The sequence below is a fragment of the Persicobacter diffluens genome, assembly GCF_036244895.1.
Classification (GTDB): domain Bacteria; phylum Bacteroidota; class Bacteroidia; order Cytophagales; family Cyclobacteriaceae; genus Persicobacter; species Persicobacter diffluens.
In genome coordinates, this window is sequence record NZ_BQKE01000001.1 from 3,054,715 (window position 1) to 3,079,321 (window position 24,607).

Genomic DNA, 24,607 nt, shown 5'->3' on the forward strand with positions numbered 1-24,607 from the left:
AGGTTTTGGCTGATGCAGATGACTTTTCGTTAATTACCAATAAAATCCAACATCTATTTCCATGCGCAACCGCCTTTTGCTAATTGTATGCTTTTGTTTCTTGACAATCCCCTCCATTGCCCAATTAAAAATTGCCAAACTAAAATATAATGGCGGCGGGGACTGGTACGCCAATAAAACGGCATTACCCAACCTGATACAGTTTTGTAATCAAAATATTGGAACCGATATTGACAGGCAGGAAGAGATCGTAGAAGTGGGGAGTTCTGATATTTTTCTCTATCCATTCCTTTACCTCACCGGGCATGGCAATGTGGTATTCACCGATCAGGAAGCGGAAAACCTGCGTCGATATTTAATTGCCGGTGGTTTTCTTCATATTGATGATAATTACGGACTGGATCAGTTCATTCGGTTAGAAATGAAAAAGGTATTCCCTGAGCTGGATTTTGTGGAGCTGCCTCACGATCATAAAATTTTTCACACCAAATATGATTTCAAGAAGGGTTTGCCTAAAATCCATGAACATGATGGAAAGCCCGCACAGGGTTTTGGCCTTTTATACGAGGGAAAATTAGTGTGTTTTTATACCTATGAAAGTGATTTGGGCAATGGTTGGGAAGATCAACGGATTTATAACGATCCGGAAGAAGTTCGGCAGCAGGCCCTCCGAATGGGGGCAAATATAATTACTTACGCCTTTACAGAAGAATAAGCAAATTTTAATCGCCCATAAACGAAAGTTTGATTTTGCAGTGTGAAGCTTTTTTCATCCTAACAGGATGGCTATGGTTGCCCACAAGCCGAATTATTCATGCCTAAATTTTCGTTTAGCTGAAAGGCGGAAAAAATAAAGGGTTCGTTCCGTATTTCGAGTTTTCCCCAAAGTTGCAGATGAATGAGGAGACAGCAAGCTTATCCAAAATTGGTATAATTAAAATCAGGAATAAAACCTTCAACACCATTAAAATACCCCTCTCCACAGATCTATTAAATCTAGCGGTGAATAATTCGGGCTAATGAAGTTCTCCTCCGATGAAAACTCACCGGAGGATTTTTTTTGACTTTTTTTTACGGTCGAAGCAACTTCTTTTCTATTTGCTGCATCATATCGGCATAAGACAGAAAATTCAACGACCATGACACGTATTTTATTCACGCTTATTTTATCCTTGAGCATATTTTTCGCTCAGGCACAAAGCCAAAATTTCGAAATAGGAAATTTTAAATATTTGGAGGTTGGGGGACCTTTTAAAATATACTTCACCAGTGGTCCGGAATATGCCATAAAAATTGATGCCTCCGATAAAACCATGGAAAAAATTGAGGTGGAATCCGATGGTGATGTCCTTTCCATCTCCATCAACAATAAGGGAAGCTGGAAAAACTGGGGAGAACCTACCATCTACTTACAAGCCCCAACGTTGCATGGTATTGAGCTGGGTGGCGCTTGCCAATTCTACACCAAAAATGTACTGAACAGCACCCATTTAGCTCTGGAAGTTAGTGGAGCCTGTGAATTCAAAGGAGAACTAATTGTCCAAAAGCTGGTTTCAGAAACCTCCGGCGCCAGCAGAATGTATCTGGTAGGAAAATCAGAATCTGCCACTTTTGAAGTATCCGGAGCTTCCAGTATGAATGCGGAAGATTTTATTTGCAAATCTGTGGTCGTTGACCTCTCAGGGGCCTCCAATGCCAAAATCAATGGATCGGAAAAAATCATGGCGGAGGCCTCCGGAGCCTCTACACTACGCTACAAGGGCGATGCTCCAAGTATCATAGTAGAATCATCCGGCTCCAGTACCGTAAAAAAATTGTAAAAATTTAGTCCAGTCCTGCAACCCCTCCCGACTCTTCGGCATCAAACCACTGAAAACGAATCTTTTGAACCATGAAAAAGCCGGTATTTATCCTTTTCGCCCTGGGGATCTTATTCCTCTTTTCCCAATGCCGTTGGTCTTCTCATGTTTCCCTAAAGCCTACCGATTTTCGCATTAGCGGGAAAATGTACATTCCAATCATCGAACAATATGTCATGGTAGAATGGGGACAGGAAGGTCGCCAAATTATGTTGGAGGACGCTTAATCTTATCTTATTATGAAACGCATATACAGCTTATTGCTCCTGATGTCTTTTTCCCTGATTGCTTTTGCAAATGACAGCGTGAAAGAGGAACGAAAAGTATCGGATTTCCAAGCCATTTATATGGAGGGAGCCCTGAAAATCATCATCACGCAGGGGCCAGAAAATAGATTAAGTCTCGAAGGCGCCAATCAGAAGGTATTGGATGCCATGACCACCACAGTAACCGGTGGTAAACTAAAGCTCAAATTCCCTGACCAAAACTTTGGGGTAAGGCTACCCAAGGCAACGGTTTACCTACAAGTGAAAAATCTGGAAAGTATTGAAGTGGTAGGGGCGGTAAAAGTATTTTCCAAAACACCCCTTATCGCAAATCATTTGAATGTGGAACTCACCGGCTCTTGCGAAGCAAATCTGATGGTGGAAGTGAAACACCTGGAATTCCAAAGTACAGGTGTGGGAAGCGCTACTTTTAAAGGGCAGGCCGAAAGCCTTTCCGTTAATATGGAAGGAACTGGAAAACTTAATGCAGAATCCCTGCAATGCCAGACGACTGATGTGGAACTGGAAGGCTTCTGCAAAGCCACCGTCTGTGCGGATAAAAAAATTAGCGGACATGCGGAGGGCTTCAGCAAAATCCGTTTCACAGGCAATCCGGAGGTGAACCAACTCGGCAAGTCTGACTTCTCAAAGATTAAACAAATTAATTAATAGAAATTATGAAAAAACCAGCTATCCTAACACTACTTACGACACTCCTTTGCCTTACTTTTGCCTTTGCTCAGGACAAGCAGACTGTGGAGGTGGGCAACTTTGACGAGATTCATGTAGGCGGAGCCTATGAAGTTTATTTCACTACCGGAGGGGAATGCAAGGTGAGTATGGAAGGTCGTTCTCAGGATTTAGAACGGACCAACATCTATACTAAGGGCAATAAGCTTAAAGTTCAGATGAAGTCGGGTACGAATAACACCAAAACCATTAAGGTGTATATTCAAGCTCCAAAGGTAAGTGCTTTGCACATTAGCGGAGCATCCAAATTCTACACCAAGAACAGCATCAAATCAGAAAATGTGGAAGTACATGTATCCGGAGCTTCCACCGGCAAAATAGAACTGGAAGGCAGCCATGTTAATTTGCATGCTTCCGGTGCGAGTAACTTAATGCTGGTGGGCAAGGCCTCCACCGCCGAGGTACATGCCTCCGGCGCATCCAATATCAAAGCACAAGACTTTATTTGTGAGCATGTCAACACCCATTTAAGTGGAGCAAGTAACTTAAGCATCCATGCTGAAAAGTCCATTGAAGGGAAATGTTCCGGTGCCGGAAATGTTCGCTATGCCGGTAGCCCCAGTCGGGTGATTGTGAACACCAGTGGAGCAGGATCCGTCAAAAAGATTAGATAAACACCTTTTAGAACAACCGTTCTGATTTTAGAGACTGCTCCGGCTTAGGGAGTAGTCTCTTTTTTATTCCAAAACCTTTAATCCTGCCGGGACTTTTGAGGTATTAACCCGGATTATTCAGGCTTAAATCCTCGTTTACCTGTAAGGCGGAAAAAATGAAGGAATAGTTTCCTATTTCGAATTTTTCCCAACGAAACAGATGAATGAGGAGAAAGCAAGCTTGACCAATTTGGGCTATTATAACCCATAGAAAACAAATTATAATGAACTGAAATTAAACTACTTGCACTCAGTCAATAAATTTAGCGGTGAATAATTTGGGTTAAAGGAGTCCACCTCATAGGCTAAGCTGAATGATACATGCTATAAACCGAGTTCAGCTGCCAGGCAGGAAAAATGAGGAAATAGCTTCCATTTCCGAGTTTTTCCCAAGTAAGTAGAGCGATCAGGAGAAAGCTAGCTTGCCCAAATTCGGGCTATTAAAAAAATCAGCGAAACCAGCCACAATACATTGATAATAAGTGAATTGATAGCACCTATTGGATTTGAAGAGGAATAATTCAGGTTAAAAGTACTCCGTTTATCTGAAAGGTAATATCCGGGGATTAGTTGATGCCTGACCATAAAAAAACCTGCAGCATCAAAGTACTACAGGTTTAAAATATCTTATTTGGTCGGTCGGAATTAACGCGCAGTCATTTTCAATTGCTTATCCACTTCTGCAATCTTGGTCTTCAGATCGTGATCTTTTTCCAACATATCATTCACCGACTGTACGGCATGAATCACCGTAGAATGATCCCGACCTCCGAAATGATAACCAATGGACTTCAAAGAGTGATTGGTATATTCTTTAGAGAAATACATGGCAATCTGACGCGCCACCACGATCTCCTTTTTACGGGTTTTAGCCTTCAGATCATCTACCTTCAGGCTGAAATATTCCGCAACAGTCTTCTGAATAAAGTCAATCCCAACTTCTGTTTCAATATCATGTACGATATTCTTCAGGATCTGCTTGGCCAAGGGCACATCAATTTCCTGGCGCACCAATGAGGCATGTGCAATCAAAGAAATCAAGACCCCTTCCAGCTCACGGATATTGGTATCTATCGTATGGGCAAGGTATTCCAATACCTCATCCGGAATATTGATACCATCCGCCTGCATTTTCTTCTGAATAATCGCGATTCGGGTTTCAAAGTCCGGCGTTTGCAAGTCAGCGGTCAATCCCCATTTGAATCGGGACAATAAACGCTCCTGCAACCCTTTCAACTCGCGCGGAGGACAATCAGAGGTCATAATAATCTGCTTGCCTGACTGATGCAAATGGTTGAAGATATGGAAGAACATCTCCTGCGTCTTTTCCTTACCCGACAGAAACTGAACATCATCAATAATCAGCACATCCACCTGCAGGTAGAAGTTCTGGAACTCCCGCATCTGGTTGGCCTTCAATGCCTCAATAAACTGATTGGTAAATTTCTCGGAAGAGACATACAGGACAAACTTTCCATTATAATCATCCTTTCTCAGGATTTCATTCCCTACAGCCTGCACCAGGTGCGTTTTTCCCAAACCTACTCCTCCGTATAACATCAAGGGGTTAAAAGAAGTAATCCCCGGCTTTTGCGCCACCGCAAATCCTGCGGAACGTGCCAGTCGGTTACAATCTCCCTCAATATAATTCTCGAAAGTGTAGTTAGGATTCAGGTTGGAATTCTTGAAAGTCTTATCAATCGCCTGAATATCGAAGGGGCTGGTATAGCCACTATCTTTATCCTCTCCTCTTGTAGTGGAAGGCTTTGAGCTACTCCCTCCGCCATTGGGAAGGTTTACGGTATAGGGCTGGGTGTTTTCATTACCGCGATCCACGATCACCGAATACTCCAACCTACCGCTCTTTCCAATTTCCTTATCAATAGCAGCTCGCAATAAATATACGAAATGCTCCTCCAGGTATTCGTAAAAATACTGGCTTGGAACCTGAATGGTCAACACAGTGCCACTCAAACGCAAGGGTACAATTGGGCTGAACCAAGTATTAAAAGCTTGCTCCGATATATTGCTCTTTACAAAATCAAGGCATCTCTGCCAAACCGTTTGCGCATCCAAATTCATTATCCGAATAAAAATTTACCCGTTCCCGACGAGTGGTTCCAAAAAGGATACCAAAATTGATAAAAATTCATTTAAAAAAAAAGAACATTCCCTCAAGACCCCTTAAACTTCCATGTTTTTTCCACCGAAGCGCTTCTTCTTTTTCTGCAAATCATAGGTCAAATCAATTCGACCCAAATTTACACCCGACCATCCGGAGTGATTCACTAACACTTGCTCTCCTTCCGGATTGGTATAAAAAACGGACTCCTCCATAAAGGTATGTGAGTGCCCGCCCAAAATGATGTCCACTCCTGCAACCTGCTTGGCTAAAGCAGTGTCACAAACGGCACCCTCATAATCATAGCCCAGATGACTCAAACAAACGATTAAATCACAGCCCTGATTATTCCTCAGCTCCTGTACCATTTCACGAGATACCGCTATAGGATCCAGATATTGGGTAGCACCAAAGTTTTCTCCCCAGACCAAACCATCAAGCTCCACCCCTACGGCAAAAACCCCGATCTTCAATCCTTGCTTTTCAAATATTTTGTAGGGGGCAAAGCGATTCGCTAAAATGGTATTACTAAAATCATAATTGGAGATAATCCATGGGAATTCGGCAAACTGCAGCATGTATTCAATACCGGAAAGCCCGTTATCAAACTCATGATTACCAATCGTAGCCAAATCATATTTCATCTTACTCATCAGCTTCATCTCCAACTCTCCTTTGTAGAAGTTGAAATAGGGCGTTCCCTGCACCATATCCCCGGAATCAAATAGCAATACGTTTTGCTCTGTAGCGCGAATTTTATCCACTAAAGAGGCACGAGCAGCATAGCCCCCACGTCCGGCATACTTGGAAGCGGTGGCAGGAAAAGCCTCTATGCGGGAATGAGTATCAGCCGTGTGTAAGATGGTCAATTTCACCTGTGAATTCGCCGATTTCCCCAATGCAGGCAAACCGGTCGCTACCATGGCGGTTCCCATGGCCGTCTTTTTAATAAAATCTCTTCTTTTCATCTCCTGACTTACTCAATGATTACACGACCTTCCACTTCTGCATGAACAGGCTCCCCCTTAACAGTATGAGCTTCAATATAATCAAAGATCATCTGTCTTACCATATAATCGGAGGCCAATACTTTTTTGGTCTCCAAAAAGAATTTCATATTATCTCCTCCACCGGCAAGGTAGTCACTTATAGACACCGTATAGGTTCCGTTTAACTCCAATGGCTTACCACCAATCAATACCTGCTGGATCTGATCTCCCACGACATGCACCTGCGAGTTAGAAACCGATGCCGATTTGGTTTTCACCATATATTCCATCAACTGCATCACCTGCTCGCCGGTCAGTTCCAGAATATTCAATCGGTTTTCAAAAGGCATTAATTCATAAATGTCACGGGTGGTCATCGGTCCCGCCGCAATCGGCTTACGCAAACTGCCATTCGTCACCACACCCATATCCACTGGCTGCCCGTAGACCTTACTTCCTTCTACCTGCATCAGGTCAGCCATGAAGTTCCCCAGGTTGGATTCTACTCGCTGAACGGTCATGTCCACTGCATTTTCACCGATCACGGTGTTCATGCCGGCATCCAGTTTTTCTTTATAAGGCTGAATCATGGCCTCAAACTCCGGATCAGCTCCCTGAGCCGGACTTACCTGCACATCCACCCCGGTGACGGATTGCTTCACCAATACCTTTGGCTGGCAGGCTGCCAGAAAGAAGAAGGCCATCAAAATCAAAAGTGACTGGCCCTTATATGAATTCTTCATGATTTATCTCCATCAATTAATCAACCGACAAATATAGGAATTCCTTCCCCTCTCTAAATTAGATTCTCGATTATAATTTAAAGATAAAATGAAGGACGGATTAAGATGATCTAAGTCTGATTTCTTTATGAGGCATTCCATAATCATTACCCAAATCCTGCGCAAACACTTCCCCTCAGGAAACTTGTTTGAGTTCATTCAATTCTTTTCGGGCATTATCAGGCATTTGAGCGGAAACCTTCAACTTGAGTGTTAGTCAAAAAGGATGACGAAAATCAACCTGTTCATGCCTCCTGATAATTTGATGATTAGAAAAAATGCGCTACTTTTACTCGACCGGTTCCCAATGTTATTTTTTTGAATCGGTATAAGATTAAACTAATGCAACATGGCTGAGATAAGACATAATTGGACTCGCGAAGAAATTGCTGAGATTTTTAATATGCCCATCATGGAACTGATTTACCGTGCCGCTACGGTTCACCGTGAGTTTCATGACCCTAATGAGGTGCAGGTTTGTACGCTACTTTCCATCAAAACTGGTGGGTGTTCTGAAGACTGCTCCTACTGCTCACAATCTGCCCGTTACAATACAGATGTGAACGTACACAAATTAATGCCCAAAGATGAGGTGATTCAGGCAGCACAAAATGCACGCTCTAATGGATCTACCCGTTTCTGCATGGGGTCTGCCTGGAGAAACATCCGTGACAACCGTGACTTCGACCGTGTATTGGAAATGGTTTCGGAAGTAAACGAAATGGGCATGGAAGTGTGTTGTACCCTTGGGATGTTAACGGAAGAGCAAGCTCAAAAATTGAAAGATGCCGGTCTTTACGCCTACAACCATAACCTGGATACTTCTCGCGAGCACTATGACAAAGTGATCACTACCCGTACCTACGATGATCGTTTGGAAACAATCGAGAACGTACAGAAGGCGAAGATCTCCGTATGTTCCGGCGGTATCATTGGATTGGGAGAAACCAATGAGGATCGCATCTCGATGTTGCATACCCTTTCTACCTTGCAAACGCATCCGGAATCAGTTCCTGTAAATGCTTTGGTACCGATTGACGGCACTCCACTTTCAGGCAACAAGCGGGTAAGCACCTGGGAAATGATCCGTATGATTGCTACTGCTCGTATCCTGATGCCTAAATCAATGGTTCGTTTATCTGCTGGTAGAACCGAAATGTCCTTTGAAGATCAGGCCCTTTGCTTCATGGCGGGTGCAAGCTCTATCTTCGCTGGTGACGAGTTGTTAACTACTCCAAACCCTGAAGAGGATCGTGACAAAGAAATGTTCCAGGTGTTGAACCTGAAACCACGCGCTTCCTTTAAAGAAGCCAAACATTTTGACTTAAACATGGCGGAGTAATCCTCTGACCTACAAACGATATCGAAGCAGCTCAAAAAAAGAGCTGCTTTTTTTATGTCCGGCGTGGGGGTAAAGTCTGCTTCGGCAATCTCATTAGCGAGAGGAAATAGGTTCCCTCCCTAAACCTACATTAATGATGATCGCTGTAAGTATTTTTCAATCCACCCTCAAACGCATCCCAATGGCTTTCTACTACCTGATCGCAGACATCCTTTATCTTATTGGCTATAGGCTTTTCGGCTACAGGAGGGCTGTAGTGCAAAAAAATCTCAAAGCTGCCTTCCCCGAGAGGACAGATGAAGCACTTCTTTCGATAGAAAAGAAATTCTACCGCCACCTCTCTGACTACCTGGTGGAAACCACAGCCATGTCTCGCCTGACGGCTCATGAGTTGAAAAAGCGATTTCAATTCAACAATCTGGAGCTTTTGCATGAATACTACAAAAAGCATAAAAACATTATTCTCGCCAGTGGACACCAGAGTAATTGGGAATGGATGGCCCTGCTTCCACTATACGTTGGACAGGAGGCAAAAGCAGTTTATCGAAAACAGTCTTCCCCTTTTGCGGATGAGGTGATCTATGCCAACCGGAGCAAATTCGGCATGGAACTGTTACAGGACAAGGACTTGCTTCCCTATCTCAAGCATCAAGACAACAAACACCCCCAACTACTCTACATGCTCTGTGACCAGCGCCCCTCCGAAAGTAAAAAACCCACCATCCTGGAGTTTATGCATCAACCGGTGGCTGCCTTTCAGGGGCTGAATTTCATCAGCCGAATGTTTGACTATGAAGTCATTTATGTTGACATCCGCAAAACTGCGAGGGGAAAATATGAAGTCACCTTCAAAGCACTGCAGCCTTCTGCTGAAGAAAGCGTGGTGGAATGCTTTTTCAAACAGCTGGAAAGAAGTATTGAAGCACAGCCTCACACCTACCTTTGGTCTCATAACCGCTGGAAAAATCCACCAGCAACACCCCTGGCTCAGAAAAAAAATCAGGCAGCAAAAGGGATTCCTCTGTTTCGTTTGGACCAGCTGGAGATTGCCTAATCCAAATTAATCACCACCAAATTCAGTGAACCACACCAAGAGACTCCCTATCAACACACTTCGGTCGGTTTTACTGATTTTCGATGGCCCGAATTTGGATAGATTTGCTTCTGCTCATTCCTCTGCTCCCCTGGAAAAAACTCGAAACAGGAAACTATTTCGTCATTTTTTCCGCCTTGCAGCTAAACGAGTAAGCGTAAATAATCCAACATGAGATTGCTTAATTCGGAGTAAATAGGTCTATTTCGGCATGAAACAAAAAAAGGGCGCATCTCATGATACGCCCTCCCTGACCTTAACCTAATATTTTCTTCTAAAAGTAAAAACGATAGTACCCTCTTCGGCCATTGGCCGTAACGCCCTCTATTATCACCCGGCCACGAATCTTTGAAAGCATGTCCACCAACTGCTCCGGGTCCTTTATCGGAATACCGTTAATATCAGTAATCACAAAGCCCTCACTAATGCCCAGGCGGCGGAACCAGCCCCTGCCGATTTCAATCACTCGAACTCCATGGTCTATTTCCAACATATCACGCTCAACCGACGGTACCCGCTCAAAAGCGGCACCCAACTCCCGATCGGCATACACCTCTTTTTTCACAATACCAGTCTTGCCATCAATATTCGTGAGTTCCAAATGCGTATTTTGAATCTTGCCTGCCCGCTTATAGGTCAGCCGGATATCATCTCCTGGTGATCGGTAGCTGATCATCTCCTCAAATTCCGCCTGAGAGTCAATGCTCAGCCCATCAATATCCAGAATGATATCCCCCACCTTTAAACCGGCTTTCTTTGCTGCCCCATTGGCCTGCACATCGGCCAAAGCTACTCCATCATAAGCTTTCAGCCCTAATTCTTTCACTATCTTCTCATTCACATCTACCACCGTGCCACCAAAGAAGGCCTTCTGCACCTCGCCGTATTTAATTAAATCATCAACGACCTTCGTCACAATGTCCGATGGAACAGCAAAGCCATAACCGGCATAGGAGCCCGTCTTCGAAAGAATGGCGGAATTAATCCCCACCAAACGGCCCCTGATATCCACCAAGGCCCCGCCGGAATTGCCCGGATTAATGGCCGCATCCGTCTGAATAAAGGATTCCAAAGGAAAACTTCCTTTATTCACATGGATCTGCCGCCCCTTGGCACTCACAATCCCCGCCGTCACCGTAGAGGTCAGATTAAAAGGGTTCCCAACCGCCAGTACATAAGCGCCTACCGGCAAATCACGGGAGGTGGCTATCTCCACATTGGGCATCCCCCGACCCTCCACCTTCAGCACGGCCAGATCTGTAGAGGGGTCCGTCCCGATTACTTTGGCTTCATAAGTACGCTTTTGGTGAATCACCTCTATCTTATCCGAACCTTCTATCACGTGATTATTGGTCACAATAAAGCCATCCGTAGAGTAAATCACCCCGGAACCGGAGCCCACTCCCTGATAGCCGGAGCCTCCACCGCCCCGCATAAAATATTCATACCAGGAGCTCACCGCCCGACCCTGTACATAGGTTTTAATGTATACCACGCTATTGAGGCTTTTTCGAGAAGCTTCTACAAAGCCATTCTTCGGAAGCACATGCCCTTCTTCTGCGTAAGCACTGTTATTCGAAAACACCTCTCGTGCCATGGGTTCCTGATAGGTGTTGCTTACCTGTTGCATGGCTGCCTCCCGGGGCTGATCCCAACACTGGGTGATGACAGAGGCCACAATTCCTGCCCCTAAGGCTACGGTGATTAGTTTAATGCTGTCCTTCATCGATCAGTTTGTATATTTTTTTCCATTCCACGGCCAATTTAGATATTGATAGCCGTGCATAATGCTTCAAAAATAAACGCTCTTTATGAGCCTCCAATATTTTTCACATTTTTTAACCTAATCCCCATACAAAATTGCATCTTCGTATAATGGCTGAAGCAGTATGGCCTTCCTAAAAGCTAACAGGCCTTCTTTAATCAGTGATTTTTACTACTTTTGTGACCTATGGGATTACTATCATTTTTCTCTAAATATGTGGCGGCCTACACCGTCAAAAAACAAAACCAATGGGCCAGTCGCCCAATAGAGAGCCAGCATACTGTATTTATGGACTTGCTGGAAGGGGCAAAAAACACCGTCTTTGGTAAAGATCACGGCTTTGAAGAGATCGTCACTTATGAAGATTTCAAAGCGCGTGTGCCTATTCGTGACTATGAAGACCTGCGCCCTTACATTGATCGTGTAGTGGCGGGTGAAAAAGATATCCTTTGGAAGGGTAAACCGGTCTATTTTGCGAAGACCTCCGGAACCACTTCCGGTGCAAAATATATCCCCCTGACCAAGGAGTCTATCCCAAATCATATCAATGGAGCCCGAAACATGCTATTGAATTATATGCATGAAACCGGCAACTATGACTTTGTCAGCAGAAAGCTGATTTTCCTCTCCGGTTCTCCGACTTTGGAAAAGAAAAATGGCATCTTCACCGGCCGACTTTCCGGCATTGTGAATCACCATGTACCGGAATATCTGCGTCGTAACCAGTTGCCTTCTTATGAAACCAACTGCATAGAGGACTGGGAAACCAAGCTGGACAAAATTGTAGAAGAGACTACTCCGGAAGACATGTCGCTAATCTCTGGTATTCCACCCTGGGTGCAGATGTATTTCGACCGTCTACAGGAAAAACATGGGGGCAAGAAAATTAAGGACATCTTCCCTAACTTCAGCGTTTTTGTTTGGGGAGGGGTAAACTTTGAGCCATATCGTACCAAACTGTATCAGTCTATCGGAAAGAAAGTGGATACTTTGGAAACCTATCCGGCTTCTGAAGGATTCTTCGCTTATCAGGATAGCCAGACAGCAGAAGGACTGTTATTGAATGTGAAGTCAGGTATATTTTTTGAGTTCATTCCTACTGAGGAGTACTTCAATGAAAACCCTACCCGCCTGAGTATAGGAGAAGTAAAACTTGGAGTGAATTATGCCCTGATTGTAAACAATAATGCCGGACTTTGGGGCTACTCCATCGGAGATACCGTAAAATTCGTGAGCAAAAAACCTTATCGGGTAATTGTTACCGGACGTATCAAGCACTTTATTTCCGCCTTTGGTGAGCATGTGATTGGAGAGGAAGTAGAGAAAGCCATGAAGGCCGCTATTGACCAATATCCGGAGACTGAATTGAGAGAGTTCACCGTAGCTCCGAATGTGAGTCAGGATGAGGGACAATCCAGTCACCAATGGTTCATTGATTTTGCTCAAAAGCCCGCTGACATGCCGGCCTTTGCCAAGGTTTTGGATGAAAAATTGCAGCAGCTGAATGTTTATTACCAGGATTTGATTGTGGGAAATATCCTTCGTCCGCTGGAGATCGTTTCACTTAAAGAAGGTGCTTTTCAGGAGTATATGAAAAGCGAAGGTAAATTAGGGGGACAAAATAAGGTGCCGCGCCTGTCCAACGATCGAAAAATTGCGGATGCACTGATGGCCTATGCGCTTGAGGGGTAAAAGATAAAGAAAAACAAAAATCAAAAATAAAGTAGATACCGGCCTTCGGTATACTAAAGAATGAGTTCATTTTTTGAAAAGAAAAGAAATATTGCCATCCTCGGCTCTACGGGTTCCATCGGCACCCAGGCTTTGGAGGTGATTGCAGAGCAGCAGGAGCACTTTGAAGTTTCTCTGCTGACTGCAAGACGCAATGCGGACCTGTTGATTCAACAGGCGATTGCCTTTAAACCCAATACGGTAGTCATTACGGAAGAAAGCCTGTATGATAAGGTGTTTGATGCGCTGGATCCCCATGGCATTAAGGTTTATGCGGGGAACAGCGCTTTGAACAGCGTGGTACAGATGAACGAAATTGACATCGTATTAACCGCCTTAGTTGGCTATAGCGGCGTAATTCCGACCATCAAAGCGATCGAAGCAAAGAAGCATATTGCATTAGCTAATAAGGAAACTTTAGTCGTTGCCGGAGAGATTATCACCAAACTGGCAGAAGAAAACGGCGTAAGCATTTTGCCTGTAGACTCCGAACACTCGGCCATCTTCCAGTGCCTGGTAGGGGAGGAATACAATCCGATTGAAAGAATTATCCTGACCGCTTCCGGTGGGCCCTTTCGGGGAAAAAAAGCGGAGGAACTGGCCAATGTCACTAAAGCCCAGGCTTTAAAACACCCCAACTGGGACATGGGCGCCAAGGTCACCATTGATTCCGCCTCCCTGATGAATAAGGGGCTGGAGGTGATTGAAGCAAAATGGCTGTTTGACCTGCATACAGACCAGATTGATGTAGTGGTGCATCCTCAGTCCATTATTCACTCCATGGTGGAATTTGAAGACAGCTCCATAAAGGCACAGTTGGGCTTGCCAGATATGCGCGTACCAATTCAGTATGCGCTAGGGTTTCCGAAGCGAATGAAGAACAAATTCCCGCGATTTAACTTCATGGACTATCCAAATTTGACATTTGAGCAACCGGATACAAAAACTTTCCGTAACTTACAGTTGGCTTATGCAGCCATTGAAAAGGGGGGGAATATGCCATGCATACTGAATGCCGCGAACGAAATTGCCGTGCAGGCTTTTTTAGAAGATCGCATAGGTTTTCTGAATATGTCTGACCTGATCGAGAAATGCATGCAATCTGGTGAGTTCATTGCCCAGCCAAGCCTGGAAGACCTCATCAATACAGACAAAGTAATTAGAAATCTAGCATCAGAATTAATTTAAGAAATGGAAGGTTTGATTATGGCTGCCCAGATGATCCTGGGACTGTCGATCTTAGTGGGGGTTCACGAGTTGGGCCACTTGGTGGCAGCTAAAGTTTTTGGAATGCGCGTGGAGCAATATTCTATTGGATTCCCGCCTAAACTTTTTTCTAAGAAATGGGGAGAGACCGAGTACTCTCTATCACTGATTCCTCTGGGAGGATATGTGAAAATTTCCGGTATGATTGATGAATCACTGGACAAAGAGCAAATGAACCAGGAGCCTCAGCCTTGGGAATTCCGCTCTAAACCAGCCTGGCAACGTCTGATCGTGATGCTGGGCGGTATTATTGTTAATGTGATCACCGGTATCTTCATTTTCGTGCTATTGACTTTTTCCTATGGAGAGAATTATCTTTCAAAAAGTGAATTGAACAAAAACGGTATCGTGGCTTATGACCTGGCACAGGAGATTGGCTTCCGTACTGGAGACAAAGTTGAAAATATTAACGGACAGGACTTCGAGCGCTTCTCTGATCTGAGAGATCCGGAATTGATGATGACCTCCGGTTCCTATTACACCGTAAAACGTAACGGGAGTGAGCATAAGGTGGTAATTCCTGCCGGCTTCATGGATAAACTGGCAACAGCGAATGAGGATGACAAGCCCCATTTCATTGATTTCCGCCGTCCATTCACCGTAGGTGATGTGATGAACAACTCTGCGGCATCCGAAGCCGGATTGAGCAAGGGAGATGAAATTATCAGCATCAATCAGCAACCCATCGGCTTCTTTGATGAGTTGCAGCAGTCTTTGAACAGTCATGCCGACAAGGCCATTTCTTTAGAAGTAAAGAGAGGAACAGAAATCAAAACCCTGCAGGCCACTGTAGGAGAAGATGGCAAATTAGGCTTCATGCCGGACTTTGATATCAACTTTTCCTCGATCCAGCCTACCTTTGGCGAAGCGATGAGTCTGGGTACGGAGAAAGCCTTCTCTGTCGTTTGGTTAAACATCAAAGCCTTTGGTAAAATCTTCACCGGTGAGCTTTCTGCTAAGAAATCATTGGGTGGGCCGATCGCTATTGCGCAATCCTTCGGTGGCACCTGGGACTGGTTCCGTTTCTGGTCGCTGACCGGAATGTTGTCCATGGTTTTGGCCTTTATGAACTTATTGCCAATTCCTGCATTGGATGGCGGGCACGTCATGTTTTTGCTTTTTGAAATGATTACCGGTCATAAGCCTGGTGACAAGTTCCTGGAGAATGCTCAAAAAGTTGGGATGGTGCTACTGCTCGGCCTGATGGTCTTCATTTTTGCCAATGACATCATCAAGCTATTACCTTCCGGTTGGGTGAATTGGTAAACCTTGCGTTTATTCCATAAAAAATCCCTCTGACTTCCGAGCCAGAGGGATTTTTTTATGACCCAATATCCCAAAACAACTTAATCCGAATTATGTATGCTTAAATCCTCGTTTAGCTGCAAGGCGGAGATTAGCCCACATCATTCGGCTTCACAAATTTCTATCTCGAAAAATTTCGACTTGCTCAACATATGCGCCTTTTTCGGGTTATCCCTGCAAATGGAATCCTGGATCATTCCCCTGACCATATTGCCGGGCATTGGCCTATTCATCGCAGCCAATACCAATGCCTCCGTGGCACTGGAACAATATATTCAGCAATTGCTGAAGGAAAATCCCAGACCACAAACCCTTGTCAAATTAAAAATCCAACAACTAAATTTCCTGAGCAAAGCCAATGTTTCCTTCTATCTCTCTGCCCTCCTTTTTCTCCTCTCCACCCTCAGTGAAGGAGTTCATCAGCATTGGTTAATTCAAGTTCCGAGTCCATTTCTTTTCTTTTTTGCCCTGGCCACCGTCTGCCTTACCGTAGGGATTCTTTTTCAAATCATCTTCGCCTCCCGGGCCGTCAAAATTAAAAAATGTCAATTTGAGGACCGGCTAAATGACATATCCTGAAAATCATTTCAAAAGGTAATCGCAAGCTTCCAAAAGACTATGACAGAAATGATCTCCATCGGTTTCGACTACCTCTGATGCCACTCGTACCGTGCCCATGCCTAATGCCTTTGCGGGTATCAAGTCCCTCTCCTGATCGCCCACCATAAAGGAAATCGTCGGGTCAATATTAAAGCGGGCAATCGCACGCTCAAACATCAGCGTCCCCGGTTTTCTTGCCAAAGATTCCGTCTTGGTGGGGTGATGCGGACAATAATATAGGGCATCAATCAATCTGCCTGTATTGGCTTGTAATTTTTCATGACAGGCCAACACATCCTCCTTAGTGTACAAGCCTTTGGCAATACCTGCCTGGTTGGTGATCACCACCAAATAATAACCTGCAGCTTTCAAACGCTGAAGCGCTTCTCCCACCCCAGCCTCGATCTCAAAATCTTCCAATCGAAAGGTGTAATCCCCTCTTTCCACGTTTAACACGCCGTCCCTATCTAGAAATATGCACTTATTCATATTCAATAATTCCTTTTTCACATCCCAAAACTATTGAATTATGTGCATCAAAAAAGCCTAAGTCATATTTTATTGGGGAATCCATATGCTTTTCTTAGCTTTACATCTTTAATCTCCAATATCAATCCCAAATCGGCAGCATTATTGCTGGCAGGTATTGAGACCCGATCAATGGGTGAAAAAGAACATTTTTATGAGTAAGAATATTGTCATTATCCCTACCTACAATGAAAAGGAAAACATTGAGGCAATCATCCGAAAGGTGTTTTCTTTGGAGGTAGATTTTCATATCCTTATAGTAGATGATGGCTCTCCTGATGGAACAGCGATTATTGTTAAAAAGCTACAGCAGGAGTTTGGTCAGCGACTGCACCTTATTGAGCGTTCTGGCAAATTGGGTCTGGGTACGGCTTATATTACCGGTTTTAAATATTGTCTGGAACAGGGGTATGATTTCGTTTATGAAATGGATGCTGACTTCTCGCATAATCCGGAAGATTTGGTTCGGCTATATAATGCCTGTGCAGTAGAAGGGGCAGATATGTCCATCGGTTCTCGTTATGTTTCTGGTGTCAATGTGGTGAACTGGCCGATGAAGCGGGTATTGATGTCTTACTTTGCCAGTAAGTATGTTCAGTTTATCACGGGCATTCCTTTCAATGACACCACCGCTGGCTTCGTATGCTATAGTCGAAGAGTCCTGCAACATATGGACCTGGAGAAAATAAAATTTGTAGGCTATGCCTTCCAGATAGAAATGAAGTTCACCATTTGGAAGCACGGTTTTAACATTGTGGAGGTACCGATTGTCTTTACTGACCGAACACAGGGAGAATCCAAAATGTCCGGAGGTATTTTCAAAGAAGCAGTGTTTGGGGTGATCAAGATGAAGTTGAGCAGCTTCTTCCGTAAATATGAACCATGTTCATTACCCAAACATGCTGTGGTGGAGGCAGCTTCAGAGATCGAAGAAAAAAAGGAAGAGGCCTCGCTGGTGGAGGCATAATTTCAGAGGAAGATATTTAAAAGCGGGCTATACAGTCCGCTTTTTTATTGGAATTTGATTTGAGAAGTCTCTTTTAAGGCTTGAGTTTCTTAGATTGTGATTACGATTCAATTAAAATCCACAAACCTCATTCTCCCTTTACGTTTCCCCTAAAAGCAGCACCCCAACCCAAACCTCTAAAAACAAAACAGTTAGGATCAAAACAATATTCCCGCGACAACAATTCACAACTTAGCATGATCTGTCCCTTCTGAAAAAGACAATTGAATCATATAAATTCCAAGCGATGCTATAGACTTTTGATAGTTCTTTCTAATATAAATTATGTTTAAGCATAAAGAATTAAACCGTACTTTTTCTCAAAACCTGCAACTAGCATGTTTCTTAACCTTTGCCGCGGGTTTGGTCAACATCATCGGACTATTGGAATTTGGCAGACTGGTCACTCACGTAACCGGCCACTATACCTATTTTGCCGAAGCCATTGGCAGAAAAGAATTAAGTCCCATTATCGAACAATTCGGCTTCATTTTCTTCTTTCTCACCGGAGCCTCCACCGCTTCTTTACTAATATATATTACCGGTAGAAAATACCCCCGGTATTCCCATACCACCTCTATTTTTCTGGAAGTACTTTTACTTTTCATGGTGATCTTCCTGCATAATCAATTGGGCAATATCACCAGTTCTTACATCCTACTATTCGCCATGGGCTTACAGAATGCAATGGTTACCCGTGTTTCCGGCGCAGTGGTGCGCACTACCCACCTGACGGGTATTACTACTGATATTGGAATGGAGTTGGTGAGCTTTTTCTGGAAGAAAGGAGAGGAACGCAAAAAAATTGGAAGACAACTAACGCTGCAAATATCCATCGCTGCCTGTTTTATCTGTGGAGGCGCCATTGCGGTGTTTGATTACGGCTCCTTTGGTGTGGAAGGTTTGTTTATTCCGGTAGTCATTCTACTGGGCACTATGGCCTTCGATGCAGTGCGTCGAGATCCCCATTCGGAACCGACAATACATACCTGAGGGACGCCCCCACTATTCAGACAAAAAAAATCCTGCGACCGAAATACAGTCGCAGGATTTTTTTTTTGCGCCAAGGGCCATAAGGCCGGATAATTTATGCTTCACTCCTCCTTTAGCTGCAAGGCGGGAAAAATGAAGGAATTTTTCCTATTTCGAGTTTTTCCCAGGGAAGCAGATGAAGGGGGAGCAAGCAAACTTGCCTAATTTGGGCAATTAAATTAAATCAACAACCACGATCTTATCACGCTGATCAATAATTCATTTAAGGAGAGCTACTAAATTAAGCGGTGAATAATTCAGGTCAATCGAAACGGATCGCCCTGATCGGATTCACCCGGGTGACCACTATAGTCGGAATCCATAACACCAAAGCCACCACCAATAAGGTCAAAAGATTCGCCGCCAATAACATGGGCCAATCCCAGGAAATCGGTACGTGATTCATATAATAGGATTCCATCTCCAAAGGAATCAAATGAAAATTCCCCTGCAAGAAGCCAAAGCCTAAACCGACCAGATTACCCAAAAACATTCCTTTGGCAATCAGCAAGAGTCCATTGTACATGAATATTTTGCGAACCTGAATATCCGTAGCTCCCAGCGCCTTCAGCATCCCAATCATTTGAGTGCGCTCCATAATAAGAATCAACACCACAGAAACCATATTAAAACAGGCCACAAACAGTATAATAGTCAAGAAGATCACCACATTATTGTCCAGCAACTTCAGCCAGTCAAAGAAATCTGCATGCCGATCCGTAACTTTGGTAACGAATAAATCAAAGCCGGCCAGATCAAAGAGTTCCTCATGCACCTCATCGATGTGATCCATACTTTTCAGGTGCACTTCCAGGCCACCTACCAGGGTGTCAGCCCACTGATTCAGGCGTTGAATCATTCGAATATCTCCCAGCACTACCTTCTCATCAAACTCCTCCAAACCCGACTCATAAATCCCACTCACATACACTTTCCGAAACCGCGGTGGATCCTGAATAAAATACATCCTTGTCGTGTCTCCTACCTGAAGATCCAGTAGATTGGCCAACTTCTGACTCACCATCACCTGCTGATCGTACCTTTTGGTAGCATCAAATTGAGGAAATGAGCCCGCCACCACATTCTCCAAAAATCCGGACTCCTGATAGCTTTCCTCCACTCCCTTTAAAATAATGCCGGCTACCTCATCGTTATCTTTCAGTAGCCCGGGTTTATTGGAATAGGGATAAACCCCCTGAATATCGGCAAAAGTTTCCCATTGTTCCAGTATAGGATTATTGGTAGAGATGGGGTCTTCTTCATAAGAGTTACTCAGGGAGTACCGAATCACCTGATAATGTCCACTAAAACTCACGACTTTACGAATAATATTCTCCCGAAATCCCGTAAGAATAAGAAAGGATATCAAGATGAGTCCCAGCCCCATGGCAATACTCACCACCGCAACCCGGTGGATCACGGAGGAAAACGTCCCTCCTTCTACCTGATTAATTCTTTTGGAAATAAATAAAGATAGGTTCAATTTTATCTTTAATTTTAAATGTCTAAATCATTTCCCCTTTGATGGGAAAATCAAAAATGATTTTCATATTGTCAAAACTATCGAATATCAAGCAAGAATTATATTTAATGAAGGGTAAAGTTTGGATTTTGTGCATTTATGCATTGATTTTTTCATTTTCATGCAAGTCCCAGTCTGCGGAGCAATCTAGGAGTCTTCCGGAAATAAAAATGGGCGCCAGCCAGACCGATGTATACTTTCCTTTTTTAGAGGGAAAGCAAGTGGGTTTGGTAGTGAATCAGACCTCTATCATCAAGGAAAAGCATTTGGTTGATTTTCTGATTAAGAAAAAAATCGAGGTCAGTAAAATCTTCGCTCCGGAGCATGGCTTCCGGGGAGATGCTGATGCCGGAGAAAAAATCGAAGATGGCAAAGATAAAACCACCGGATTGCCGGTGCTCTCCTTGTATGGCAAGAGCAAAAAGCCCAGCCCGGAAATGCTGAACGGCATAGAGGTCATGGTTTTTGACATTCAGGATGTCGGCGTTCGTTTTTACACCTATATTTCTACCCTGCACCTGGTGATGGAAGCCTGTGCGGAACAGAATATTCCTTTGGTGGTGCTGGACCGACCAAATCCCAACGGGGACTATGTGGATGGTCCGGTACTGGAAGAAGGTTTTGAATCTTTTGTCGGCATGCACCCGATTCCGATTGTTCATGGCTTAACTGTAGGAGAATTATCCAAAATGATCAATGGAGAAAAATGGCTCAAAAATGGTGTTCAGTGCGATGTCACGATCGTTCCCATGGAACATTATTCCCATAAAAGATTCTACGACCTGCCGGTAAAGCCATCACCAAATCTGCCCAATTACCAATCCATCCGCCTGTACCCTTCCCTTTGTCTTTTTGAAGGAACGACGATCAGCGCTGGTCGTGGCACCATGATTCCTTTCCAGATATATGGACATCCGGATCCGGAGGCGGGACCTTTCTCCTTCACCCCCAGGAGCATTGATGGCATGGCTAAATACCCAAAATTCGAAAATCAGACCTGTTATGGTTATGACCTCCGAGAAGACGAAAACGCGCGTACTTTCTCATTGGAATACCTTTTGGATGCCTACTTCCACTATAAGGATAAAGAAAACTTTTTCCTGAAAAATAAATTCTTCGACAAGCTGGCAGGCTCTGATCAACTTAGAAAGCAGATCAAGGCCAACCTTTCCGAAGATGAAATTCGACTGTCCTGGCAGGATCGACTGACCGAATACAAGAAAATGCGCAAACAGTATCTGCTATATCCTGATTTTGAATTATAGGATAAATAACAAAGAATGAAGTCTCTAAAAATAATATTCATGGGAACGCCGGAATTTGCGGTGCCTTCCTTACAAACCTTAGTAGAAGCCGGCCAAAAGGTGGTCGCCGTCATTACCGCTCCTGATAAGCCAAAAGGCAGAGGGCAAAAATTGGCCATGTCTCCGGTAAAAGAATATGCCGTGAGTCAGGACATTCCGGTCCTTCAACCCACCAATCTGAAGAATCCGGAATTCATTGAAGAACTTCGCAGTTACGAAGCAGACCTTCAGGTGGTAGTCGCCTTCCGCATGTTACCGGAAGTGGTTTGGAGTATGCCGACAGAAGGCACCTTCAATTTGCACGCCTCTCTTTTACCGCAATACCGTGGAGCAGCGCCCATCAACTGGGCCATTATCAATGGAGAAAAAGAAACCGGTGCTACCACCTTTATGCTCAAGCATGAAATCGATACAGGCAGCATCATGTATCAGATCAAAGAGCCCATCCATCCGGAAGATAATGTCGGGACGGTTTATGAAAGACTCATGCACAATGGCGCTCAGCTGGTCCTGAAAACCGTGGAAAAAATCAGTGAAGGAAATTATGACCTGCAACCACAGGATGAGTCTACGGAACTGAAACATGCCCCGAAAATTTTCAAGGAGACCTGCGAGATTCATTGGGATAAAACAACCGAAGAAATTCACAATTTAGTTAGAGGTCTGTCCCCTTACCCTGCCGCCTGGACGACCCTTCAGGACAAAACAATGAAAGTTTACCAGACCGAAATCGTGGAGGAGGAAGTGCCCACCGGAACATTCAAAACCGATGGTAAAAACTATCTTTACTTTGGTACTGCGGACGGTACGCTGAGCATTCTGGACTTACAGCTTCAGGGCAAAAAGCGCATGAAAATTACCGACTTTTTAAGAGGATATAAATTCAACTGATCCCATGGAAATCAACCTTATCGTTGCCACAGGGAAAAACCGGGCCATCGGGCTTAACGGCCAAATGCCCTGGCACCTGCCGGCAGATTTAAAATATTTCAAAAAAACCACTATGGGCTATCCGGTGATTATGGGTAGAAAAACCTTTGAGTCCATCGGACGCCCACTACCGGGAAGGCTAAACATCGTGGTCAGCAGGAATAAAGCCTATGAAGCCAGCGGTTGTCAAACCGTCACCGACCTGCCTGCCGCATTTGCGTTAGCGGAACAGGAAAATCCAAAAGCTTGCTTTATGATTGGCGGAGGCCAGCTTTATCATGAAATTCTGCCCCATGCGCATCGCGTATATATCACGGAAATTCAGGAAAGTTTTGATGCCGACACTTATTTCCCGGAACTGACCGAAGAGTGGAAAGAAATCAGTCGGGAGCGTCATCAGGCAGATGAAAAAAATCCATATGATTACGACTTCGTCGTTTTTGAAAAATAGAAAAAGAACAAACTAAATGAATGCCCTGTTCCAATGGTAACAGGGCTTTTTTATTGCCCTATGCCAAGAATTCTAATGGAATAAGTTAGGGATGACAATAAATTCTTAACTTGCGGTTTAATTGAATAGCGCAAAACCATAGATGATAGATACCAACGACTTTGATGCGATCAGACCTTATCGGGACCATGAGGTACAGCAAGCCATACAGGAATTGCTGGAGTCAAAGTACCTGAATGAGGCCCTTCATTTTTTCTTTCCGAACCAAAACAAAGAAGAAATCACTTCCTTTGCCGGAAGTATAAAGGACATCCATAATTTTCAGGGAAAAGTAATTGTCCCATTTCTGGACAATATGCTGAAAAGCCAGATCAAAGATTTCACCCAGGATGGACTTCAAGAAACCCGGCCCAACCAGCCCGGACTTTATATTTCCAATCACCGGGATATTATCCTGGATTCCGGTCTGATGAATTATGCCTTTTTCCGCTCCGGCTACCCCACTACCGAGATTGCTATTGGCTCGAATCTTTTGCAAAATCCGGATGTTCGACGTCTGGCCAGGCTGAACAAAAGCTTTGTGGTAAACCGAGATGTTTCTCCTAAGGAAATGTATTTTGTCTCTCAGCGACTATCCAACTACATTCATCACCAGATTGAAGAGGAAAACCAATCCGTTTGGATTGCTCAGCGAGAGGGAAGGGCCAAAGATGGTAATGATTTCACGCAAACGGGCCTATTGAAAATGTTGTTGATGGGGGGTGCTAAAGACCCGAAAGAAGCCATCCGAAACATGAACATTAAGCCTTTTGCGATAAGCTATGAATTTGATCCTTGTGATGCGCTGAAAGCGCAGGAGCACTACAATAAATCCATGAATCCGGACCACCAAAAAGGACCTTTGGATGATATCATTTCCATGCAAACCGGACTGGTAGAATACAAAGGAAATGTACACATTGGGTTCACCGAAGGGTTGAACAAACATTTAGGTGCACTGGATGATATCAGTAATCGAAACGATTATATTTTTGCCGTAGCGAAATTGATCGATACCCTGATTCATTATCATTACAAACTGTGGCCGTCCAACTACATTTGTGCTGATTTGCTCAATGAGAATGATCATTATGCAGATCATTATACTCAGGATAACAAAGACCAATTTATCGCTTATATCGAAAATAAAATATTGAAAATAAACGGCCACGTCGAAGCCTACATGCCGTATATTTTAAGAATGTATACCAACCCGCTGACCAATCACCTGCATGCAAAAAAGGTATTGGAACAAAAGGGCTAAAAAACAAA

Annotated in this window: 23 protein-coding genes; 17 read left to right on the forward strand and 6 right to left on the reverse strand. The window is 44.0% G+C overall.

The window, feature by feature from the left end; all coding sequences use genetic code 11:
- Nucleotides 1–61: 61 nt before the first annotated feature.
- From AAA970_RS12315 to AAA970_RS12335, 5 genes are all read left to right on the forward strand, one after another.
- Nucleotides 62–715 carry a DUF4159 domain-containing protein gene (locus AAA970_RS12315; protein WP_053403884.1) on the forward strand — a complete coding sequence of 218 codons (654 nt, stop codon included), beginning with the start codon at nt 62–64 and terminating at the stop codon, nt 713–715.
- Nucleotides 716–1,139: 424 nt separating this feature from the next.
- On the forward strand, nt 1,140–1,820 hold the full coding sequence (locus AAA970_RS12320) for a head GIN domain-containing protein (protein WP_338237358.1): 681 nt from the start codon (nt 1,140–1,142) through the stop codon (nt 1,818–1,820).
- Between the two features lie 71 nt (nt 1,821–1,891).
- Nucleotides 1,892–2,086, forward strand: coding sequence for a hypothetical protein (locus AAA970_RS12325; protein WP_053403881.1), 195 nt, complete (start codon nt 1,892–1,894; stop codon nt 2,084–2,086).
- Nucleotides 2,087–2,098: 12 nt separating this feature from the next.
- Nucleotides 2,099–2,794, forward strand: coding sequence for a head GIN domain-containing protein (locus AAA970_RS12330; RefSeq protein WP_338237359.1), 696 nt, complete (start codon nt 2,099–2,101; stop codon nt 2,792–2,794).
- An 8-nt stretch (nt 2,795–2,802) separates the two neighbouring features.
- Complete coding sequence (locus AAA970_RS12335; RefSeq protein WP_338237360.1) at nt 2,803–3,489, forward strand: head GIN domain-containing protein; 687 nt, start codon at nt 2,803–2,805, stop codon at nt 3,487–3,489.
- Between the two features lie 684 nt (nt 3,490–4,173).
- Here AAA970_RS12335 and dnaA read toward each other — a convergent pair.
- The 3 genes from dnaA to AAA970_RS12350 form a co-directional block, all read right to left on the reverse strand.
- A complete protein-coding gene (gene dnaA, locus AAA970_RS12340) occupies nt 4,174–5,610 on the reverse strand; it encodes a chromosomal replication initiator protein DnaA (protein WP_053403878.1) in 1,437 nt (478 codons plus the stop codon).
- 102 nt (nt 5,611–5,712) lie between these two features.
- A complete protein-coding gene (locus AAA970_RS12345; RefSeq protein WP_338237361.1) occupies nt 5,713–6,618 on the reverse strand; it encodes a metallophosphoesterase in 906 nt (301 codons plus the stop codon).
- Nucleotides 6,619–6,626: 8 nt separating this feature from the next.
- Nucleotides 6,627–7,382, reverse strand: coding sequence for a 5'-nucleotidase C-terminal domain-containing protein (locus AAA970_RS12350; RefSeq protein ID WP_053403876.1), 756 nt, complete (start codon nt 7,380–7,382; stop codon nt 6,627–6,629).
- Nucleotides 7,383–7,770: 388 nt separating this feature from the next.
- Here AAA970_RS12350 and bioB point away from each other — a divergent pair, with 388 nt between their 5' ends.
- Nucleotides 7,771–8,763 (forward strand): biotin synthase BioB, encoded by a 993-nt coding sequence (gene bioB / locus AAA970_RS12355; RefSeq protein ID WP_053403875.1) that lies wholly within the window; start codon nt 7,771–7,773, stop codon nt 8,761–8,763.
- Between the two features lie 133 nt (nt 8,764–8,896).
- Nucleotides 8,897–9,817, forward strand: a complete 921-nt coding sequence (locus tag AAA970_RS12360) for a lysophospholipid acyltransferase family protein (RefSeq protein ID WP_338237364.1) — start codon at nt 8,897–8,899, stop codon at nt 9,815–9,817.
- A 313-nt stretch (nt 9,818–10,130) separates the two neighbouring features.
- Here AAA970_RS12360 and AAA970_RS12365 read toward each other — a convergent pair whose 3' ends face one another.
- Nucleotides 10,131–11,582, reverse strand: coding sequence for a trypsin-like peptidase domain-containing protein (locus AAA970_RS12365; RefSeq protein ID WP_338237365.1), 1,452 nt, complete (start codon nt 11,580–11,582; stop codon nt 10,131–10,133).
- A 225-nt stretch (nt 11,583–11,807) separates the two neighbouring features.
- On the opposite strand from AAA970_RS12365, the gene AAA970_RS12370 reads away from it, so the two are divergent.
- The 4 genes from AAA970_RS12370 (at nt 11,808) to AAA970_RS12385 (ending at nt 16,502) form a co-directional block, all read left to right on the forward strand.
- Nucleotides 11,808–13,313, forward strand: a complete 1,506-nt coding sequence (locus tag AAA970_RS12370) for a GH3 auxin-responsive promoter family protein (protein ID WP_338237366.1) — start codon at nt 11,808–11,810, stop codon at nt 13,311–13,313.
- Between the two features lie 60 nt (nt 13,314–13,373).
- A complete protein-coding gene (locus AAA970_RS12375; protein ID WP_338237367.1) occupies nt 13,374–14,540 on the forward strand; it encodes a 1-deoxy-D-xylulose-5-phosphate reductoisomerase in 1,167 nt (388 codons plus the stop codon).
- Nucleotides 14,541–14,543: 3 nt separating this feature from the next.
- Entirely contained in the window at nt 14,544–15,884 is a 1,341-nt protein-coding gene (gene rseP, locus AAA970_RS12380; protein ID WP_053403871.1) for an RIP metalloprotease RseP, read from the forward strand.
- A 219-nt stretch (nt 15,885–16,103) separates the two neighbouring features.
- Nucleotides 16,104–16,502 (forward strand): hypothetical protein, encoded by a 399-nt coding sequence (locus AAA970_RS12385; RefSeq protein ID WP_338237368.1) that lies wholly within the window; start codon nt 16,104–16,106, stop codon nt 16,500–16,502.
- A gap of 3 nt (nt 16,503–16,505) precedes the next feature.
- Here the strand turns inward: AAA970_RS12385 and AAA970_RS12390 are convergent, their stop codons facing one another.
- Complete coding sequence (locus tag AAA970_RS12390; protein WP_338237369.1) at nt 16,506–17,033, reverse strand: D-glycero-alpha-D-manno-heptose-1,7-bisphosphate 7-phosphatase; 528 nt, start codon at nt 17,031–17,033, stop codon at nt 16,506–16,508.
- Nucleotides 17,034–17,205: 172 nt separating this feature from the next.
- Here AAA970_RS12390 and AAA970_RS12395 point away from each other — a divergent pair, with 172 nt between their 5' ends.
- Together AAA970_RS12395 and AAA970_RS12400 are read left to right on the forward strand one after the other, a co-directional pair.
- Nucleotides 17,206–18,018, forward strand: a complete 813-nt coding sequence (locus tag AAA970_RS12395; protein ID WP_082304945.1) for a polyprenol monophosphomannose synthase — start codon at nt 17,206–17,208, stop codon at nt 18,016–18,018.
- A gap of 324 nt (nt 18,019–18,342) precedes the next feature.
- On the forward strand, nt 18,343–19,050 hold the full coding sequence (locus AAA970_RS12400; protein WP_338237370.1) for a YoaK family protein: 708 nt from the start codon (nt 18,343–18,345) through the stop codon (nt 19,048–19,050).
- 301 nt (nt 19,051–19,351) lie between these two features.
- On the opposite strand, the gene AAA970_RS12405 is transcribed toward AAA970_RS12400, so the two are convergent.
- A complete protein-coding gene (locus AAA970_RS12405; protein ID WP_338237371.1) occupies nt 19,352–20,572 on the reverse strand; it encodes an ABC transporter permease in 1,221 nt (406 codons plus the stop codon).
- 107 nt (nt 20,573–20,679) lie between these two features.
- On the opposite strand from AAA970_RS12405, the gene AAA970_RS12410 reads away from it, so the two are divergent.
- The 4 genes from AAA970_RS12410 to AAA970_RS12425 all read left to right on the forward strand — a co-directional run bounded on the left by AAA970_RS12410 (nt 20,680) and on the right by AAA970_RS12425 (nt 24,599).
- Nucleotides 20,680–21,876: an exo-beta-N-acetylmuramidase NamZ family protein gene (locus AAA970_RS12410; RefSeq protein ID WP_338237372.1), complete on the forward strand. Its 1,197-nt coding sequence runs from the start codon at nt 20,680–20,682 to the stop codon at nt 21,874–21,876.
- A gap of 15 nt (nt 21,877–21,891) precedes the next feature.
- Entirely contained in the window at nt 21,892–22,806 is a 915-nt protein-coding gene (gene fmt / locus AAA970_RS12415) for a methionyl-tRNA formyltransferase (protein WP_338237373.1), read from the forward strand.
- Nucleotides 22,807–22,810: 4 nt separating this feature from the next.
- Nucleotides 22,811–23,296: a dihydrofolate reductase gene (locus AAA970_RS12420; RefSeq protein WP_338237374.1), complete on the forward strand. Its 486-nt coding sequence runs from the start codon at nt 22,811–22,813 to the stop codon at nt 23,294–23,296.
- 142 nt (nt 23,297–23,438) lie between these two features.
- Entirely contained in the window at nt 23,439–24,599 is a 1,161-nt protein-coding gene (locus AAA970_RS12425) for a 1-acyl-sn-glycerol-3-phosphate acyltransferase (protein WP_338237375.1), read from the forward strand.
- Nucleotides 24,600–24,607: the final 8 nt, after the last annotated feature.